This is a genomic window from Flavobacterium sp. UBA7663, assembly GCF_002483315.1.
GTDB lineage: Bacteria > Bacteroidota > Bacteroidia > Flavobacteriales > Flavobacteriaceae > Flavobacterium.
Map to the genome: position 1 here is coordinate 95,620 of NZ_DLHR01000010.1, position 19,603 is coordinate 115,222.

Consider the following 19,603-nt stretch of genomic DNA (forward strand, 5'->3'; position numbering starts at 1 on the left):
TTGAAGATATGAAAAACTTAAAGTTTAATTGTTTAGCAGGCTTTTTGCTTCTAAGTACGATAGTAATTATCAATACTAGTTGTGAGAGAGAATTATCCGATGACGCTACAGAAGCAACTTTTCCTAAAGTTGCAGAAATCTTTATAGAAGATTTTGTAGGTATGGGATCTAATTTTTACTTTCCATACGGAGGTTCTAAACCTACTGCATGGTCAGTAGATCGCGAAGAAGGATACAATAGTAACGCTTCAATGCGATTTGATGTTCCTAATGCAAACGATGCAGAAGGTAATTATGCAGGAGCCATTTTCAGAGTAGATGGTGCTGGTAGAAATTTAACAGAATTTGATGCCTTAACTTTTTACGTGAAAGCAACCCAAGGTGTAACCATTTCTGAGTTTGGTTTTGGAGAAGATTTTGACCAAAATAAATATATGGCTACGATTACAAATGTTAGCGTTGGTACCAATTGGTCTAAAGTAATTATTCCAATTCCAGATGCATCAAAACTTTTGCAAGAAAAAGGTATGTTTCGATATGCTGCTGGAACACAAGGTACTAACGGAATGGCTTATACCTTTTGGATTGATGATTTAAAATTTGAAAAACTAGGTACAATAAGAACAATTGGTGCAGCTATTATGAACGGAAATAATGCATCGGTAAATACATTTGTTGGCGTAAACTCAAATATAACTGGAATTATTTCAACTTTTAATTTACCAAATGGACAAAATCAAATTGTTAATTTAAGTACTGCTTATTTTGAATTTACCTCTTCTAATCCAGCTGTAGCTTCAGTTGATTCTAATGGTTTAGTTACTTCTTTAAGCGCAGGAACAACTGTAATTACGGCAACTATAAATGGTGTTCAAGCAAGTGGAAGTTTAACTATAAATTGTTCGGGTAATTTTACTCATGCGCCAACACCTACAAGAAATCAAGCGAATGTTATTTCTATATTTTCTGATGCCTATAACAATGTACCAGTAAATTATTATAATGGATATTGGGCTCCTTGGCAAACCACAGTTTCAAGTGATTTCACAGTGGCTAATGATAATATCTTGAATTACACCATTTTTAATTTTGTTGGAATCGAATTTAGTGCGCCAACTGTAAATGCAAATTCAATGACGCATTTCCATTTGGATGCTTTTATTCCAGGTTCAATTGCTCCTGGTAGACAATTAAGAGTAATTGTTGTTGATTTTGGTGCAGATGGTGCTTTTGGAGGTGGAGATGATACAAGACATTCTACAACATTTACCGCTCCATTTTTAGTGTCTCAAAATTGGATGTCAATTGATATTCCTTTTTCTGCGATGCCAGGTTTAGCAAGTAGATCTAATCTAGCACAAATAATCCTTGAAGGTGGTGATGGTTCTGTAATTTATGTAGACAACGTTTACTTCTACAACTAAGAGCATCTATTAACTAAATTTAAAAAGTAACAATCATGATTTTAAAATATAATACGATCAAATATTTAACTCTAACAACTTCAATGTTTGTAATTATGGGATGTTCTTCAGATGAAAAACAAACGGTTACCACTATGAATCAATTAGTAATGCAAGATGAATTTGATGAAGATGGTGCGCCAAATAGTACTTATTGGAGTTATAATATCGGAACAGGAAGCAACGGTTGGGGAAATAACGAATTGCAATATTACACAGACCGACCTGAAAATGTTGTAGTAGAAGATGGAATGCTAAAAATTACAGCTCGTAGAGAATTGTATATGGGTTCTAATTACACTTCTGCAAGAATTTTGACAAAAGGAAAAGTTGAACAAAAATACGGTAGAATAGAAGCCAGAATAAAGCTCCCATTAGGACAAGGTTTATGGCCAGCTTTTTGGATGTTAGGTTCAGACATAGACGAAGTGGGGTGGCCTGCTTGTGGTGAGATTGATATCATGGAATACTTAGGGAATAATCCAACAACAGTTTTGGGCACTGTTCACGGTCCGGGTTATTCTGCTGGTGAATCAATCTCAAAAAGTTATACATTACCTAATAGCCGATTTGATACAGATTTTCACATTTTTGGAATTGAATGGGGAGAAGATTACATCAATTATTACATCGATGATGTGTTGTATAATCAAATAACACCAGAGGATGTTCCTGGAGAATGGGTTTTCGACCAACCTTTTTACATTATTTTAAATATGGCTGTAGGAGGAAATTTACCAGGTTCACCAAATACAGAAACAGCTTTCCCACAAACTATGCTTGTTGATTACATAAGAATATATCAATAATAGAATTAAATAAATTAAAGTTAAAACCAATTCAGAATTAAATATTAGACTTTTCGCTTGAGAAGTCTAATATTGATTTTGTTATGGATTTAAAAATGCAACAACCAAATCATGAGTAAAAGCACTGAAACTTTTGTTGATACTGAAACGAAAACCGAAAACAAATCGGTTTCAATGGATATTGTTACCATCGAAGGAGAAAAATTTTATAAAATAAATAATAACGATGCGATGCGTCCATTTTTTATGAGCATCGTTTCCGATTCTAATCATTGGATGTTTATTTCCAGTAATGGAGGACTTTCTGCAGGTAGAAAAAATGCTGAATTTGCATTGTTCCCATATTATACCGATGATAAAATTACCGAATCGGCTGATATTACAGGAAGTAAATCTATTTTTCAAATTTCGTTCAACAATCAAACTTTAGTTTGGGAACCATTTTCAGAGCGTTTTACCAATAAATACAATATCAGTAGAAATTTGTATAAAAATTTCTATGGAAATAAAATTATTTTCGAAGAAGTAAATCATGACTTAGGTCTTACATTTAGTTACGAATGGAATTCAAGTAATAAATTCGGATTTGTTAAAAAATCGAAACTTCAAAATAATTCGAATAACCACTACCAAATTTCAGTTTTAGACGGTTTACAAAATATTATGCCACATGGTGTAAGTAGCGATTTGCAAGCGTCAACAAGTAATTTAGTCGATGCCTACAAACGAAGCGAATTACATCAAAACAGCGGATTAGGAATTTTTGCATTAAGTGCCATAATTGTTGATAAAGCCGAACCAAGTGAAGCTTTAAAAGCCAATGTAGCTTATGCTTTAGGTTTCGAAAATCCTTCTTATTTAGTGTCTTCTCTTCAAGTAAATAATTTCCGAAGAGGAAATTCAATTCTGCAAGAAGATGATATTAAAGGCGAAAAAGGCGCTTATTTTATCAATAGCCAAATTTCTTTATCAGCAAATTCAGATAAAAACTGGATGATTGTTGCCAACGTAAATCAAAATCATGCCGATATTGTTCAAATCATTCAAACAATTTCAAATGATACTGATTTAGTAAGTCGTATCAAAGAGGATATCGAATTAGGAACAAAAAAATTAATTGAAATCAACGCTTCTTCCGATGCACTTCAAGCTACCGAAGATAATTTAAGAGATACAAGACACTTTTCAAACACGCTTTTTAATATTATGCGTGGTGGAATTTTTGATTACAATTACCAAATTGAAAAACACGATTTTTCATTATACATTAAAAAAGCAAATAAGAAGGTTTTTGACAAATTAGAACAAAAAATCAACCAATTACCAGATGCATTTTCACTTCAATCATTAAAAGAATTTGCTTTAAAACAAAATGACGCTGATTTTGAGCGTTTGTGTTTTGAATATTTACCACTAAAATTCAGTAGAAGACACGGAGATCCAAGTCGTCCTTGGAACAAATTTTCTATCAACACAACCAATGAAATTGATGGTTCAAAAATATTAGATTACGAAGGAAACTGGCGTGATATTTTCCAAAATTGGGAAGCACTAGCACATTCTTTTCCAGAGTTTATTGATAGTATGATTCATAAATTCTTAAACGCTTCCACTTTTGAGGGTTACAATCCGTATCGTGTTACCAAAGATGGTTTCGATTGGGAAGCGATTGAACCAGACAACCCTTGGTCATACATTGGGTATTGGGGCGATCATCAAATTATCTATTTGTTGAAGTTTTTAGAATTCTGTGAAAAATACGCTCCAGGAAAACTAAACAATTATTTTGAAACCGATTGTTTCGTTTATGCAGCCGTTCCATATATCATCAAACCTTATGACGAAATTTTAAAAAATCCAAAAGATACAATTGAATACAGCCATTCTTGGGAAAAATTAATTAACGAAAGAAAACAGCAAATTGGTGCAGATGGTGCATTATTACATAGTAATGATAAAAGCATTTATCACGTTAATTTCATCGAAAAAATACTAGCAACGGTTTTATCTAAAATGTCCAATTTTATTCCAGAAGCCGGCATTTGGATGAACACACAACGACCAGAATGGAACGATGCCAACAACGCTTTGGTTGGTAACGGTGTTTCGATGGTTACGTTGTATTATTTGAGAAGATTTTTGAAGTTTTTCGAACAATTATTAGAGAATTCGAACTTAGAAAACATCAAAATTTCTAATGAAATGGTCGAGTTCTATCATGAAGTTAGAGAATGTTTATTAGAAAACGAACACTTACTTTCAGGAAAAATTGATGATGTTACAAGAAAAGCCATTTTAGACCGATTAGGAAAAGCTGCTTCAGATTATCGTTACCAAATCTATAATAGTGGATTTTGGGGTAAAAAACGAACGCATTCGATGCAAGGTTTGAAAAACTTTACTAAAGTAAGTTTGAAATTTATCGAACATTCGATTGAAGCCAACAAACGTTCAGATGCTTTGTATCACGCTTACAATTTAATGACGATTCAAAACAACAACTCGATTTCAATTTCTTATTTAAGTGAAATGTTAGAAGGTCAAGTAGCTGTTTTAAGCTCTGGCTATTTGTCATCAAAAGAAAATCTAAAAGTTTTAGATGCCTTAAAAGCAAGCAAACTGTTCAGACACGATCAATACAGTTATTTGTTGTATCCAAATAAAGAATTACCAAAGTTCATCGAGAAAAACACCATTTCAAAAGAGGCAATTACCAAATCAGAACTATTGCAAAACTTATTAGCGAATAAAAATGCACAAATTATCAACAAAGACATTTTAGGAAATTACCATTTTAATGGAAACTTTCACAATGCCAACGATTTGAAAAAAGCGTTAGAAGAAGTAAAACAAAATGCCACTTTTAAAGCATTAGCTGAAAAAGAAGAAAATATTGTTTTAGAAATCTTTGAAGAAGTGTTTAATCATAAAGCGTTCACTGGTCGCTCAGGAACTTTTTATGGTTATGAAGGTTTAGGTTCGATTTATTGGCACATGGTTTCAAAACTGCAATTAGCGGTTCAAGAATGTTGCCTAAAAGCCATTGAAGAAAAGGAATCGCCAGAAGTTATCGGACGTTTGTTAGAACATTATTACGAAATAAACGAAGGAATTGGTGTTCACAAATCACCAACACTTTACGGTGCTTTCCCAACAGATGCTTATTCGCACACACCAGCTGGAAAAGGTGCTCAACAACCTGGAATGACAGGCCAAGTGAAAGAAGATATTTTAAGTCGTTTCGGAGAACTGGGAGTATTCATCAAAAACGGAGTATTGCATTTTAATCCATGTTTGTTGCGAAAAGATGAGTTTTTAACTAAATCAAAAACGTTTAATTATGTAAACGTTCATTTCGAACACAAAACGATTGAATTAAATGAAAATTCATTAGCGTTTACATTCTGCCAAATTCCAGTTGTGTATCAATTGTCAGATGTATCCAATATCGAAATTTTTAATGACCAAGGAAACTCAAAAACTATCAATCAATTAACATTAGATGCTAAAACAAGTCAAGACGTATTTAGTCGAAATGGAGTTATTGAGAAACTAATTGTAAATGTGGTTGCTATCAACCTAAAATAAGAAGGATTCAGATATGAAAATTAAAACAAGCATAGCATTTTTCCAACTTTCAAAAGTTTTTCTTTTGATGGGAAGTTTTTGTTTGCTGTTTTCATGTAATTCCAAATCAGAAAGCCAAAAAATGAATGCAAAATATACAGAAATAACGGCAAAAGAGCTATTAGGAAATCCAAATTACCAAGCCATTTGTTATGGAGGTTATCGCAAAAATACTAGAGCTATTGAGCCAACTATTGCTGAAATTAAAGAGGATTTAAAAATTTTAGACGTTTTAAACATCAAAATAGTAAGAACATATAATGTCCATTTTAAAGAAGTTTCTAATTTATTAGAAGCTATTACCCAACTAAAAAAGGAAGATTCCAATTTCGAAATGTATGTTATGCTTGGCGCTTGGATTGATTGCAAAAACGCTTGGACAGAATTAGAACCTATTCACAACGAAGAAAGTGACAGAAACGCTATTGAAATTGCAGAAGCGGTTCGTTTAACAAATGCTTATCCAGAAATCATAAAAATTATTGCTGTTGGTAATGAAGCAATGGTCAATTGGGCAACCAGTTATTATGTAACGCCAAATATTATTCTGAAATGGGTCAATCATTTACAAGACCTGAAAAAACAGAATAAATTATCAAATCAAGTTTGGATTACAAGTTCAGACGATTTTGCTTCTTGGGGTGGAGGAGATACAAGTTATCACACTAAAGATTTAGAGGATATCATCAAAGCTGTTGATTACGTTTCAATGCATACGTATCCATATCATAACACGCATTACAATCCCGATTTTTGGCAAACTTCCAGTAATGAAAATCATTTTGATGAATTACAAAAAGTTGAAACCGCAATGGTTCGCGCGCAATTATTCGCTCAAAAACAGTTTGAAAATGTAAAAGCTTACGTGCATTCCATTAGTCCAAATAAACAGATTCATATTGGTGAAACAGGTTGGGCTTCTAGTTCTGATGGACATTATGGTATTCACGGTTCAAAAGCTTCAGACGAATATAAACAAGCTTTGTTTTATCAAAGTATGAGGGCTTGGACAAACAAAGAAAATATCACTTGTTTCTACTTCGAAGCTTTTGACGAACCTTGGAAAGACAGTCACAATAAGAATGGTTCCGAAAATCATTTCGGAATTTTTACCGTAGATGGAAAAGCAAAATTTGCCTTATGGGATCAAGTAGATGCCAATGTATTTTCTTCTTTAAAAAGAGATGGAAACGCAATAGTTAAAACGTTTTCAGGAAATAAAACAGAACTGATGGAAACAGTTTTAGCACCACCAAGTAAAAATTAGTATCATGAAACAATCAAAATATATACTTTTTATACTATTACTGATAACGATGATAAATTGTAAAGGAATAAATAATGCTATCGAATTAGAAGTATATGAAACTTCTGAAAGTGGAAATGCATTGAAAAAGATAGACCAATTTTCTTCTACCGAAAATAAGGTTCTAATTAACATTAATCCTGAGAAAAAATTTCAAACGATAACAGGTTTTGGTGGTTCTTTTACAGAAGCTTCAGCTCATTTACTGACTAAAATTAGTAAAGCAAATCGTGAAAAAATTCTGAATGCGTACTTCAGTGAGAATGGTGCTAATTATTCACTAACTCGAACAACTATAGCTTCTTGCGATTTTTCACTTAAGAATTATACCTATGCGAAAGTTGAAAATGATTTAGCTTTAGAACATTTTACTATTGAAGACGACAAAGACGATATTATTCCTATGATTTTAGAAGCGAAAGCGATTTCAAAAGAAGGATTTAACATCATTGCTTCGCCTTGGTCTTGTCCACCTTGGATGAAAGACAATAAAAGTTATATAGGCGGAAAATTATTACCTGAATTTAACGACACTTTTGCCTTGTATTTTTCAAAATATTTAGAAGCTTACAAAAATGAAGGAATTGATATTTGGGGTCTTACAGTAATAAATGAACCTCATGGCAATGGAAACAACTGGGAAAGCACACTTTTTTCACCAGAAGAAATGACCTTATTTGTTCAAAATCATCTGGGACCAAAATTAGAAAGAGATGGTTGGCAAGACATTAAAATTTTAGGTTACGACCAAAATAGAGCAGGTTTGCAAGAATGGGTTGATGCCATGTACAAAGATGAGAAGACATCAAAATATTTTGCAGGAACTGCTATTCATTGGTACGAAAGCACATATGAAGTTTTTCCAGAAGCCTTACAATATGCTCACAATAAAGCACCCAATAAATATTTAATCCAAACCGAAGCTTGTATAGATTCTGAAGTTCCACACTGGCAAGACGATGCTTGGTATTGGAAAAAAGAAGCTACTGATTGGGGTTGGGATTGGGCTAGTGAGAAAGACAAATATTTGCATCCAAAATATGCTCCTGTTAATCGTTATGCAGAAGATATTATCGGTTGTTTGAATAACCAAGTCGACGGTTGGGTCGATTGGAATATGGTTTTAGATAGACAAGGGGGGCCAAATTGGTTCAAAAACTGGTGTGTAGCACCTGTAATTGTAGACGTTGAAAATGACGAAGTATACTTTACACCATTGTATTATGTAATGGCACATTTTAGCAAATTCATGCGACCAGGAGCAATTAAAATTGGATGCGAAGTAAATAATAAAGACCTTAAAGTAACCGCAGTTCAAAATCCAGATAAGTCAATTGCTCTAGTGATATTTAATCCAACTGCAGCAAAACATACAGTCGAAATTCAAATTAATAATCAAAATACAGTCATTTCTATTGATGCAAAAGCATTGCAAACAGTGATGATTAAATCTTAAAATAAATTCATTATGGCTTTTAATTCTGAAAGTTCAAGAGAAAGAGTTCCATTAGTGCAAAAAGCGGCTTTTGGCGCAGGACATTTGGTTAATAATTTATTACCTGGTGCACTTGGTGTATTTTCATTTTTCTTAATTACAGCATTTGGTATAGAACCCGCAATTGCTGGATTATTGTCAGCAATTCCACGTTTTTTTGATGCGCTTTCAGATCCAATTATGGGTTTTGTTTCAGATAATACTACTTCTAAATGGGGAAGAAGAAGACCTTATATATTTTCGGGTGCTATTTTAGCTTCTATTTTGTTTGTAGTGCAATGGCAAATGTGGGAAGACAATGGTGCAACTTACAATTTTTGGTATTTTCTATTGTTCTCCATTTTATTCATTTTTGCCAATACTGTTTTTTCAACACCATTAATTGGAATGGGTTATGAAATGACTACTGATACAAAAGAACGAACTAGATTAATGGGCATTGCAAATAGTGTTGGGCAAATATCTTGGATGATTGTGCCTTTGTTTTGGGTGTTAATTGCTAATAAAGATTTATTTGATAATCAGGCAGATGGAGTTAGAACTTTGTCAATTTTTGTTGGGTTTGCTTGTCTGTTTTTTGGAATTATGCCTGCTATATTTTGTAAAGAAATGGATGTTTCTGACGCAGATAGTAAAGCCAATTTAACATTTAAAGATTTAACAAAAAACATGAAAATTTTGTGGGATACTATGAAAAACATGACTAAAAATAATCCTTTCATGCGTTTGTGTGGGGCTACTTTTTTAGTATTTAACGGCTTTCAAATGGTGGCTTCGTTTAGCTACTTCATTATTGTTTTTTATATGTATAATGGCAGTTATGAAATGGCAGGTACTGTTCCAGCAATATTTTCTATTTTAGGAGCATTCTTAACTGCCGTTTTAATTATTCCAATAGTTTCATGGTTAGCTAATAAATATGGTAAACGAAACGCCTTTATCATTTCAACAATATTATCAATTTTTGGTTATGCTTTAAAATGGTGGGGTTTTGTGGTCGTTGATGAAAATACTGCTGTACTTTTTAATGATGTTGTTTTACAAATTGGCGTCGTAAAATTTTCTATTGAAATGCCATTAATTTTATTGTTACCCATTCCATTTATGGCATTTGGTTTAGGTGGATTGTTCACCTTAATGATGAGTATGACTGCCGATGTGTGTGATTTAGATGAGCTTAGAAATGGATTACCTAGAAGAGAAGGTACTTTTGGAGCAATCTATTGGTGGATGGTTAAAATTGGTCAATCAATTGCATTGGCCTTAGGAGGTTTAGTTTTGTCGATGGTAGGTTTTGATGCAGGTAACACAACACAATCTTTTGAAACAATGAATCAATTGCGAATTGCTGATATTATTATTCCTTGTTTAACGGCAGCTTTGGCTGTTTGGGTGATGTGGAATTATGATCTTAATGAAGATAAAGTTGCTGAAGTTAAAAGAGAATTAGAGAAAAAACGATTAGAGAAAAAGATAGTAAATTAAGTCAATTAAAAACAACACAGCATTTACTAATAATAAATACAATTATGTCATTCAGAACCGATTATATTCAGTATTCTAAAAAATTTGATTCTGCAACTGCTGATTTCAAAAACGGATTGGATTTTTCAACAAAATATCCAGAAGATATTACACTTTTATATTCACAAGTTTTGCAAAGTGGCATGCACGGACTTTGCTTTAGCATGTATGAAGACGGTCAAAAACCAGGTGATACTATTTCTGAGGAACAAGTACGAAGAAGACTTGAAATCATGGCGCCTTATACAAAATGGGTTCGATCTTTCTCTTGCATTGAAGGAAACGAATTTATTCCTAAAATTGCTCGCGAGTTAGGCTTAAAAACACTCGTAGGAGCTTGGTTAGGAGACGATGCCGAAAAGAACGAAAAAGAGATTGAAGCTTTAATTCAGTTGGCAAAAGAGGGTTTTGTTGATATAGCTGCTGTAGGAAACGAAGTAATGTATCGTAAAGACTTATCGGAAGATGAATTATTATCCTTTATTAATAAAGTAAGAAAAGAAATTCCATCAAATATTCCGGTAGGTTATGTGGATGCTTATTATGAATTTACCATTAAGCCACGAATAACAGAAGCATGTGATGTTATTTTAACTAATTGCTATCCGTATTGGGAAGGAACAAATCAAGAATATGCTTTGTCTCACATGAAAAGTATGTTCCATCAAGCAAAAAGTGTGGCTAATGGTAAACAAGTTATCATCACCGAAACTGGTTGGCCAAGTCAAGGAGAGAGCTTCAAAGATTCACATCCTTCGGCTGAAAATGCAATGAAGTATTTTATCAATACCCAACTTTGGTCCAAAGATGAAAACATCCAAATTTTCTATTTTTCTTCATTTGATGAATCATGGAAAGTAGGTCCTGAAGGCGAAGTGGGTGCACATTGGGGAATTTGGGATAAAAACGAAAAACTAAAATTTTAAAATTTTCTTTTTGAAATAGTAAAAACAATATAATGAAAAAAAATACTCTATTTCAGATTATTCTAACGCTTCTTCTTTATTCACAATTTGGTTTTTCACAAGTTGATGTCGTTTATAATGATTTAGTTTGGTCGGATGAATTTGATGTAAACGGTGCTGTAAATTCTACAAAATGGCATCATCAAACACAATTGCCTGCTGGCGGAAGTTGGTTCAATGGCGAAGTCCAACATTATACAGATGAAATAACTAACTCGTTTGTAAATGGCGGATTTTTGAATATTGTTGCCAAAAAAGAACCATATACTTCTCAAGGTTATACAAAACAATATACTTCGGCACGATTGAATTCGAAATTTGCTTTTAAATATGGTCGCGTTGATGTTAGGGCAAAATTACCAATAGAAGTAGGAACTTGGCCCGCCATTTGGATGCTTGGCAAAAATGTAAATGAAGATGGTGGCTTTTTTGATGCCGCTTTTGGAACTACAAATTGGCCTGCATGTGGTGAAATCGATATTATGGAGCACGGAATTACGCCTTCGCAGCCAGCAAACTATGTACAAAGTGCACTTCATACACCATCATCTTTTGGAAATACAATGAATATTGGTGGTACAATTGCTAATAATTTGGGTACAGATTATCATGTTTATTCAATGAATTGGTCGCCTTTTCAAATTACTTTTTTGCTTGATGGAGTTGCTTTTTATACCTACAATCCTGCTATTAAAACACCAAGTAATTGGCCTTTCGATTTAGAACAATATCTTTTACTCAACATTGCTATGGGAGGAATTGCTGGAACAATTGATCCAAGTTATACTCAAAGTTCAATGGTAATTGATTATGTAAGAGTGTATCAAAATGTTGTAGTGGATACCCAAATTCCAACAAATTTTACCGCAACTATAGGAAATGTTACAAGTTCTTCGGTTGAGTTATTGTTGAATGCAAATGATGATTCTGGAACAATAGTTTATGATGTTGCTTATGGAAGTTTAACAAATACTTCTGCAGGAACTTCTGGTATTCAAAAATCGTTAATAATTTCAGGCTTAAGCCCAAATACAAATTATACTTTTTCTGTTGCTGCAAGCGATGTAACAGGAAATGATGCGGCAAACAATTCAATCGTATTAAATGCCACAACTTTAGGTGTAATAGGTTGTTCTGGAACTGATACGGTGGCACAACAAGGCTCTTTTTCAATGGGATATAATTATGCATTTGAAACTATTGGAACCGATGTAAAAATAACGTTTGAGTTATTAGATACAGATAGAGTAGGTGTTGTAGCTTATTTATGGAAACAAGCACCATTTACAGAAACGCCAATGAGTAATGTATCAGGTAGAATTTTTACCCACACACTTACTGGACAAACTATGGGTGCAACTATTAATTATGCCGTTAAATTTGCTTATGCAAATGGATTATCGGTAACGCATTATATTTCTTATGTAGTGGGAAGTAATTGTTCATTAGATCAAGAAAGCTTCGATGCATTTACCGAATTTAATTTTAGTAATCCTGCACATAATTATATTTCGATAACTTCTGGTTCAAGTATTGATAAAGTAGAGATTTACAATCTAATAGGAAATAAAGTTTTAAGTACAACACTTAATACAAATGAGATTGAAGTTTCTAATTTTTCAAACGGAATGTATTTACTTGTTGTTTATTCTGGAAGTAAAAGAGGAATTAAAAAAGTAATAATTAACTAGTACAAGTTTCAACTGCTATTCTTAGTAGAAATTATTTTTAAACAAATCAACTAAAACACCTTCAATTTTGCTAAGGATTGAAAGTGTTTTATATATTTATTGCCCTATAAGTGTTAAATTTTTAATTAAAATTTGTTTTTTAAATATTAATTATGTTAAATTTGACATAATTAATTTCAAAAACAAAATTGCCTATACAATAAAAATACTTTTTAGACCCCGAACTTTAATTAACTAAAAGGTATTGTTATGGCTAATCTTGTACTTCCAGATGCGGTGTTGGTAAAAAATTATATAAGCGGAGATGAATCTGCTTTGTCTTTATTAATCAACAGACATCAATCTAAAATCTACGGATTTATTTATTCTAAAATTGGTGATAGAGATTTATCAGATGATATTTTTCAAGATACTTTTATTAAAGTAATTAAAACTTTAAAGACAAGTTCGTATAATGAAGAAGGAAAATTCTTGCCTTGGGTAATGCGTATTGCCCATAATTTAGTAGTTGACCATTTCAGAAAAGCAAAGAAAATGCCTTTTCAACGTGAAACAGAAGAATATTCCATCTTCAATTACATGACAGATAACAGTTTGAATATCGAGGGACAAATTATATCAGAACAAGTAGAATCGGATTTAGCAAAACTCTTAGAAGAACTTCCAGCCGATCAAAAAGAAGTTTTGGTAATGCGTATGTATCAAGATTTAAGTTTTAAGGAAATTGCTGATTTAACAGGAGTTAGTATTAATACAGCACTTGGAAGAATGCGTTATGCATTATTAAACTTGAGAAAAATTATTGAAAAGAATCAAATTATTTTGACCAACTAATACTAAAAGTAAAATAATGTCGTTATAGATTTATAAACCAAATCATAATTAATGGCAAAACTTTACTCTAAGAAAAAATTAGTGACTCAAAAAATGAAACCTAAAAAAGAAACGATTTCGTTTTTACTCAATTATTCAAAAGCATTGAGTATACATAAAGTGGGAAATTCAACTTTTGAAATCATCGCTAATTAAAGGAAATGCCTCAAAGAGATTTGAGGCATTTTTTATATTATTGAATGAGTTTAATTAAAATAGGTTTTAAGTTTTAAAAATTGTTTTTCAAATAGATGATAAGACAAAACACTAACAAATACGGTTAACGTAAAACTTATTATTGAAATTAAAAACCAATTGATCTCTAATGTTTTATTCAGTTTAATAAATAAATTTATGATTATGGTATGATACAAATAGAGCCCATAGGTATAAATTCCTAATTTACTAATCCATAATGTGTCTTTTATTTTAAGAGAATTTTTTTCTGTAATTACAAATGACAATATTGTAGCAAATAAAATTCCATAAATGATTGGTTTCACAAATTTAAGCCATTCAAAATTTAAATTGGAAAATCCAAAAACAGCAACAATTGTAAGTAAACATATTCCTATTTTAAACGAGTATGACAGTTTTTCAATTGTGATTAATTGTTCCTTTTTAAAGCTTAAGATATAAGCTGGAATTGCGCCAAATGCAAAATAATCAATATTAGTAAATAAGTCTAAAAAAGGTAAATTAAAATAAGAATAGAAAACTCTGCAAACACTTGCTAGAACTATCGAAATGATAATTAAATACTTAATTTTATTTAAAGGAATGATGCTAAATAAAAATCCCCAAATAATATAAAAGTGTTCCTCAATACATAATGACCACATAACTCGTAATGGAGAAACATTTGGGAAATTGTTGGTCAACATCATATTGTAATTTTCTAAGAAAAGCACCGATAGTAACCAATTTGGTTGGTAACCTTCATTTGAAAATGATAGTTGAAATAGTTTTAAGATAAAAGGAGTTAAAAACGCAAAAAGTAATATCGCGTAAAACAAAGGCCAAATTTTTAAAATTCTTTTGGCAAGAAAATTTTTCAGATTGATAGTTTTATTTGCTTTTTTCTCAAAAATTAAAATGTACGATATGAGAAAACCACTTAAAACAAAAAAGAAGGAAACCCCAACATCACCGCTTTTTGAAAATACTGAAAACCAAGAGTTTTCTGGAACAGGTATATGATGAAAGAAAACAATTAGAAATGAAAAAAAGCGTAAAGCATCTAGTGTATGAAAATGTTTTTTTGAAGAATCCATTTTGTATACCTTATTTTCTTAAGATTTTCTCCATTGTTTTTCCTTTGGCTAATTCGTCAATTAACTTATCCAAATAACGCACTTTTTTCAATAATGGGTCTTCAATTTCTTCAATGCGATAGCCACAAATAACACCAGTAATTTTTGAAACGTTTTCGTTTAATTGAGGCGCTTGCTCAAAAAAGGTTTCGAAATCTACTTTTGTGTCAATTTGGTTTTGAAGGCTTTCCAATGTGTAACCTGTTAACCAACAAATAATTTCGTCAACTTCGACTTTAGTGCGATTTTTTTTCTCCGCTTTGGTTATATAATGTGGGTAAACACCCGCAAAAATCATATGATTTATACTTCTTGATGCCATTTATTTTTTAATTTCATTAATAACACTCTTTCTCCCAATCGTCTTCGTAATAATATCTTTTTCTAAATTCCAACCACGAGCAGGAGAGTATTCACGTCCGTACCAAATGATCTGCAAGTGTAAATCGTTCCAACACGCTTCTGGGAAAATACGTTTGGCATCTTTCTCTGTTTGTTGTACGTTTTTGCCATTGGTTAAACCCCAGCGGTACATTAATCTATGAATGTGTGTATCTACAGGAAAAGCAGGGACTCCAAACGCTTGACTCATCACAACACTTGCTGTTTTGTGTCCTACAGCAGGTAAAGCTTCTAAAGCTTCAAAACTTTGTGGGACTTCTCCGTTGTATTTGTCAATTAAAATCTCTGACAAACCATGAATACCTTTCGATTTCATAGGCGATAAACCACACGGACGAATGATTTCCTTAATTTCTTCTACAGACATTTTTATCATGTCATATGGATTATCTGCTTTGGCAAATAGGAGTGGTGTAATTTGATTCACGCGAACATCCGTACATTGTGCCGAAAGCAACACAGCAATCAATAAAGTATACGGGTCTTTATGGTCTAACGGAATCGGAATTTCAGGATATAATTCATTTAACGTATTTATAACAAATGTTACCTTCTCGCTTTTGGTCATTTTTAACTAAATTTGAAAGTAAAAATAATATAAATTAACTTCAAACGCAAAAGAGAAAAGATCAAGATTTTAAATACATAGGCACATAGAATTTCTTTATGAATTGTTTTAGTCCGAAGCTTCGGACGTTTCACTTAAGATAGAAAGCATAGAAACCGAACTAATATGAACTTATCAAGACAAAGAAATCTTACATTTGCTTATATGACTTATATGTTTTAAAAATAAATAGTAAACAATAAAAATATGACAACATTAAAAGCAGGAGATAAAGCTCCTAATTTTTCAGGTTTAGACCAAAATGGAACTTCACACACATTAGTAGATTATAAAGGAAAAAAATTAGTGGTTTTCTTTTATCCAAAAGCAAGTACGCCAGGTTGCACGGCAGAAGCTTGTGATTTGAGAGACAATTACGCTCGTTTTCAAGCTAATAATTATGCATTGATAGGTGTAAGTGCCGATAGCGCTAAAGCGCAAGCGAAGTTTATTGAAAAATATGATTTGCCTTTTCCATTGTTAGCAGATGAAGATAAATCAGTAATTCAAGCGTTTGGTGTTTGGGGACCAAAGAAATTCATGGGTAAAGAATACGATGGTATTCACCGAACAACTTTTGTAATTGATGAAAAAGGAATTATTGAAGAGGTTATTTCGGATGTAAAAACGAAAGCACATGCGGCTCAGATTTTAAAATAAATAAAAAAGCTCGAAGTTATTCTTCGAGCTTTTTTACTTTAGATTCTAAAAATTCCACCAACGGTTAAGATTCTTTGTAGAAACCAAAAATTTTGTTCGGCTGAATCTGCTTTGTCTTGAGTGGTTCTTATGTTGTTCATTTCGATATATCCTCCTTTTAATTCGGTTTGGATAAAGAAATATTTAAAGAAAGTTACATTTAAACCCACTTTTGCAGATAAACCATATCCTGCAATATTAAATTCGTCGTATCTATCTTTTCCTAAAAGCGTTGTATTTGTTTTTGGATATAAAAATCCACCACCAATACCTTCTGTAACATTTACTTGAATTTTATCGGTATTGTTTATTTTGAAAAGTTTTGAAATATCATCTACACGAGAAATTTCAGTGTTTACATAGTTTAAACCATCCGTATGTTCAAATAATAAGAAATCTTCGTCTAACGTTAACTCTCCATTAGCTGGATTTTCATTATAAGTTCCAGGATTTGGATAATAACCAGAGTAACTTACTCTTCTGTCGTTATACATTACATATTTCATGTGGTCAAATCCAATCGAAATATTGTAATGATCAGAAATAAAATACCCAATTCGTAAGTTGGTTTGTGGAATAGTCATTCGAGCCGGGTTGAAATAATCAATATGAAAACCTTTTGGCTTGTCGTGAGCGGATACATTATGAAGTGTAAAATCATAATCGGCACCTTTAAATCGGATGTCAGATTTTGAAAATGATTCGCGGTTTCCACCCCAAAAAATATAGAATTTACCTTTGTTATGCGCTGTGTATTTTTCAGGATTTTCGACTGTTTCTTGCGAAAAGGTGTACTGTGAAAACACACAAAAAGTTAGTACAACCATTAAAAATGGATGTTTCATTTGAAGTTAAAAAATAAAAAATTAAAATTGATTAATTGTTTTTCGGATGGCAACAAGTTTTGTCATTAAACCTTCAAAATAGTCTAAATGTAACATGTTAGCACCATCACTTTTTGCATTAGCTGGATCAAAATGAGTTTCAATGAAAATTCCATCAACACCTACAACAATTCCTGCTTTTGCGATAGTTTCAATCATATCTGGACGACCACCTGTAACTCCTGTCATCTGATTAGGTTGTTGTAACGAATGCGTCACATCTAAAACCGTAGTGGCATATTGTTGCATGGTTGGAATACCTCTGAAATCTACAATCATATCTTGGTAACCAAACATTGTTCCTCTATCGGTAACCATAACGTTTTGGTTGTTGCTATCTAAAACTTTTTGAACCGCATGTTTCATGCTTTCTGGACTCATGAATTGTCCTTTTTTCAAGTTTACAGTTTTACCAGTATTAGCTGCCGCCACTACTAAATCCGTTTGACGAACTAAAAATGCAGGAATTTGTAATATATCAACATATTCAGCTGCCATTACTGCATCTTCGTTTGTGTGAATATCGGTAACTGTTGGTACACCAAATTCTTTTGATACTTTTTGAAGAATTTTTAAGGCTTTTTCATCTCCAATTCCAGTAAAACTATCTACTCTAGAACGGTTAGCTTTTTTGAAAGAACCTTTAAAAACGTAAGGAATTTGTAATTTATCGGTAACTGAAACAATTTTCTCTGCAATACGCATTGCCATTTCTTCACCTTCAATGGCACAAGGTCCTGCTAATAAGAAAAAGTTCCCGCTATCAGTATGCTTTATTTGTGGAATGTTTTGTAAATTCATTTGTGTTGATTTTGAAGTTGCAAAGATAAAAAGAAAAACCTTTCAAACAGCGGTTCAAAAGGTTACAAATGTTACTAATAACTAAAAAAGTTTTAATTATTGCTTGAAACTGGTTTTTTGATTGCGAATCCTTTAGGGCATAGAATTTTCCCTTTTTCAAAAATATTAAAATACAACATCACTTTTTTGTTACTACCTTCAAAGGTTACTTCGTATATTCCCACAGTTCCAGCGCCCATTAGACTGTTTTTAGAAGGAAACGGACAGCAAGTATCTACTTTTTTATAACTTATTTTTTCACCATCAGGTCCTTCTAATCCGTTAAAATAATATTCGATATTGATGTCTTCTTGTTTTTCATGAATGAAACCTATATTGATTGGATAATCTTGATCATAACCATATTTACTATCGGTTGCATATTCTGTAATTACGTATGCTTTGTCTTTAATGGCTGGACGAATAGCAGTATTATCAACGTTTTTTAAAGTGGATTGTGTGCTTACGCAACTTGTTAATAAAAGCACTGTAATTATTGAAAATAAGTATTTCATTTTAATTTGTTTTAATCGTTGTTTCTGGTGTTTTTGTTTTTAACATATAAGCAACAATCGCGCCAATCACCACTCCAAATGATAATCCACCTGAAATACTTTGCCAAATGTAGGCAGTTAAATTAAAGTAACTTTGAGCTTCCTCTAAGGTTAGTCTTTTACTTTCTACAGAAAGTGCAATTAACTTAGCGAAATAGTTGGGTGTAATGAATTCGTGAGTGATAAATTGGGTAATTGGACTAAAAATCACAATAATAAAAGAAATAACAACTCCTGAAATGAAACCTTGTTTCCAACTCATTTCGCCATTGTAGTAATTTTTCTTTTTGTCTCTTAAAGCTAAATAATACAGTAGAAAATTTGGAAAAATAATTAGCATTGTAAAAAACATTTGCCATTTTATTTTTTCGTCATGAAAGCCTAATTGTTTTTCTAAAGTCATCCAAGCTAAGAAGATAATAATTGAGATAAAGGCCCATTTGGTTTCGATTGAAAATTTCTTCATGAAAGTTAAATTTAATTGGTACTTCAAATGTACTATATTTTGTAATAAATGCTACAAAACCCAATCTGAATTTCTATTTTTGTCA

18 protein-coding genes are annotated in these 19,603 nt (G+C 32.1%); 11 read left to right on the top strand and 7 right to left on the bottom strand.

Features of this window, described 5'->3' with window-relative positions; genetic code table 11:
* Nucleotides 1-8 precede the first annotated feature (8 nt).
* The 10 genes from B2741_RS02440 to B2741_RS02485 all read left to right on the top strand — a co-directional run bounded on the left by B2741_RS02440 (nt 9) and on the right by B2741_RS02485 (nt 13,909).
* Nucleotides 9-1,424, top strand: coding sequence for an Ig-like domain-containing protein (locus B2741_RS02440; protein ID WP_291135107.1), 1,416 nt, complete (start codon nt 9-11; stop codon nt 1,422-1,424).
* A gap of 35 nt (nt 1,425-1,459) precedes the next feature.
* A complete protein-coding gene (locus B2741_RS02445) occupies nt 1,460-2,272 on the top strand; it encodes a glycoside hydrolase family 16 protein (RefSeq protein WP_291135109.1) in 813 nt (270 codons plus the stop codon).
* Nucleotides 2,273-2,383: 111 nt separating this feature from the next.
* The gene (locus B2741_RS02450) at nt 2,384-5,860 is read left to right on the top strand and encodes a hypothetical protein (protein WP_291135111.1); all 3,477 of its coding nucleotides are present in this window, start codon (nt 2,384-2,386) and stop codon (nt 5,858-5,860) included.
* A 121-nt stretch (nt 5,861-5,981) separates the two neighbouring features.
* Nucleotides 5,982-7,166 (top strand): glycosyl hydrolase family 17 protein, encoded by a 1,185-nt coding sequence (locus tag B2741_RS02455; RefSeq protein WP_349680380.1) that lies wholly within the window; start codon nt 5,982-5,984, stop codon nt 7,164-7,166.
* 4 nt (nt 7,167-7,170) lie between these two features.
* Nucleotides 7,171-8,661, top strand: coding sequence for a glycoside hydrolase family 30 protein (locus B2741_RS02460; RefSeq protein WP_291135113.1), 1,491 nt, complete (start codon nt 7,171-7,173; stop codon nt 8,659-8,661).
* A gap of 12 nt (nt 8,662-8,673) precedes the next feature.
* Nucleotides 8,674-10,185 carry an MFS transporter gene (locus B2741_RS02465; RefSeq protein ID WP_291135115.1) on the top strand — a complete coding sequence of 504 codons (1,512 nt, stop codon included), beginning with the start codon at nt 8,674-8,676 and terminating at the stop codon, nt 10,183-10,185.
* A gap of 44 nt (nt 10,186-10,229) precedes the next feature.
* Nucleotides 10,230-11,150: a glycosyl hydrolase family 17 protein gene (locus B2741_RS02470; protein ID WP_291135117.1), complete on the top strand. Its 921-nt coding sequence runs from the start codon at nt 10,230-10,232 to the stop codon at nt 11,148-11,150.
* A 32-nt stretch (nt 11,151-11,182) separates the two neighbouring features.
* Nucleotides 11,183-12,880 (top strand): family 16 glycosylhydrolase, encoded by a 1,698-nt coding sequence (locus tag B2741_RS02475; RefSeq protein WP_291135119.1) that lies wholly within the window; start codon nt 11,183-11,185, stop codon nt 12,878-12,880.
* A gap of 249 nt (nt 12,881-13,129) precedes the next feature.
* A complete protein-coding gene (locus B2741_RS02480; RefSeq protein WP_291135121.1) occupies nt 13,130-13,714 on the top strand; it encodes an RNA polymerase sigma factor in 585 nt (194 codons plus the stop codon).
* A 51-nt stretch (nt 13,715-13,765) separates the two neighbouring features.
* Nucleotides 13,766-13,909, top strand: a complete 144-nt coding sequence (locus tag B2741_RS02485) for a hypothetical protein (RefSeq protein ID WP_290822780.1) — start codon at nt 13,766-13,768, stop codon at nt 13,907-13,909.
* 50 nt (nt 13,910-13,959) lie between these two features.
* Here B2741_RS02485 and B2741_RS02490 read toward each other — a convergent pair whose 3' ends face one another.
* From B2741_RS02490 to B2741_RS02500, 3 genes are read right to left on the bottom strand one after another with little or no spacing between them, the layout of a single operon-like run.
* Entirely contained in the window at nt 13,960-15,027 is a 1,068-nt protein-coding gene (locus B2741_RS02490) for an acyltransferase family protein (RefSeq protein WP_291135123.1), read from the bottom strand.
* A 10-nt stretch (nt 15,028-15,037) separates the two neighbouring features.
* On the bottom strand, nt 15,038-15,388 hold the full coding sequence (locus B2741_RS02495; RefSeq protein ID WP_291135125.1) for a DUF2200 domain-containing protein: 351 nt from the start codon (nt 15,386-15,388) through the stop codon (nt 15,038-15,040).
* Nucleotides 15,389-16,036 carry an endonuclease III domain-containing protein gene (locus B2741_RS02500; protein ID WP_291135127.1) on the bottom strand — a complete coding sequence of 216 codons (648 nt, stop codon included), beginning with the start codon at nt 16,034-16,036 and terminating at the stop codon, nt 15,389-15,391.
* Nucleotides 16,037-16,282: 246 nt separating this feature from the next.
* Between B2741_RS02500 and bcp the strand changes: the two genes are divergently transcribed.
* The gene (gene bcp / locus B2741_RS02505; protein WP_291135129.1) at nt 16,283-16,735 is read left to right on the top strand and encodes a thioredoxin-dependent thiol peroxidase; all 453 of its coding nucleotides are present in this window, start codon (nt 16,283-16,285) and stop codon (nt 16,733-16,735) included.
* A 38-nt stretch (nt 16,736-16,773) separates the two neighbouring features.
* On the opposite strand, the gene B2741_RS02510 is transcribed toward bcp, so the two are convergent.
* The 4 genes from B2741_RS02510 to B2741_RS02525 all read right to left on the bottom strand — a co-directional run bounded on the left by B2741_RS02510 (nt 16,774) and on the right by B2741_RS02525 (nt 19,518).
* Complete coding sequence (locus B2741_RS02510) at nt 16,774-17,619, bottom strand: hypothetical protein (protein WP_291135131.1); 846 nt, start codon at nt 17,617-17,619, stop codon at nt 16,774-16,776.
* A 21-nt stretch (nt 17,620-17,640) separates the two neighbouring features.
* A complete protein-coding gene (gene kdsA, locus B2741_RS02515; RefSeq protein WP_133607426.1) occupies nt 17,641-18,459 on the bottom strand; it encodes a 3-deoxy-8-phosphooctulonate synthase in 819 nt (272 codons plus the stop codon).
* 92 nt (nt 18,460-18,551) lie between these two features.
* Nucleotides 18,552-19,013 (bottom strand): 2-dehydro-3-deoxyphosphooctonate aldolase, encoded by a 462-nt coding sequence (locus tag B2741_RS02520; RefSeq protein ID WP_291135133.1) that lies wholly within the window; start codon nt 19,011-19,013, stop codon nt 18,552-18,554.
* A 1-nt stretch (nt 19,014) separates the two neighbouring features.
* Nucleotides 19,015-19,518, bottom strand: coding sequence for a DUF4199 domain-containing protein (locus B2741_RS02525; protein WP_291135135.1), 504 nt, complete (start codon nt 19,516-19,518; stop codon nt 19,015-19,017).
* Nucleotides 19,519-19,603 lie beyond the last annotated feature (85 nt).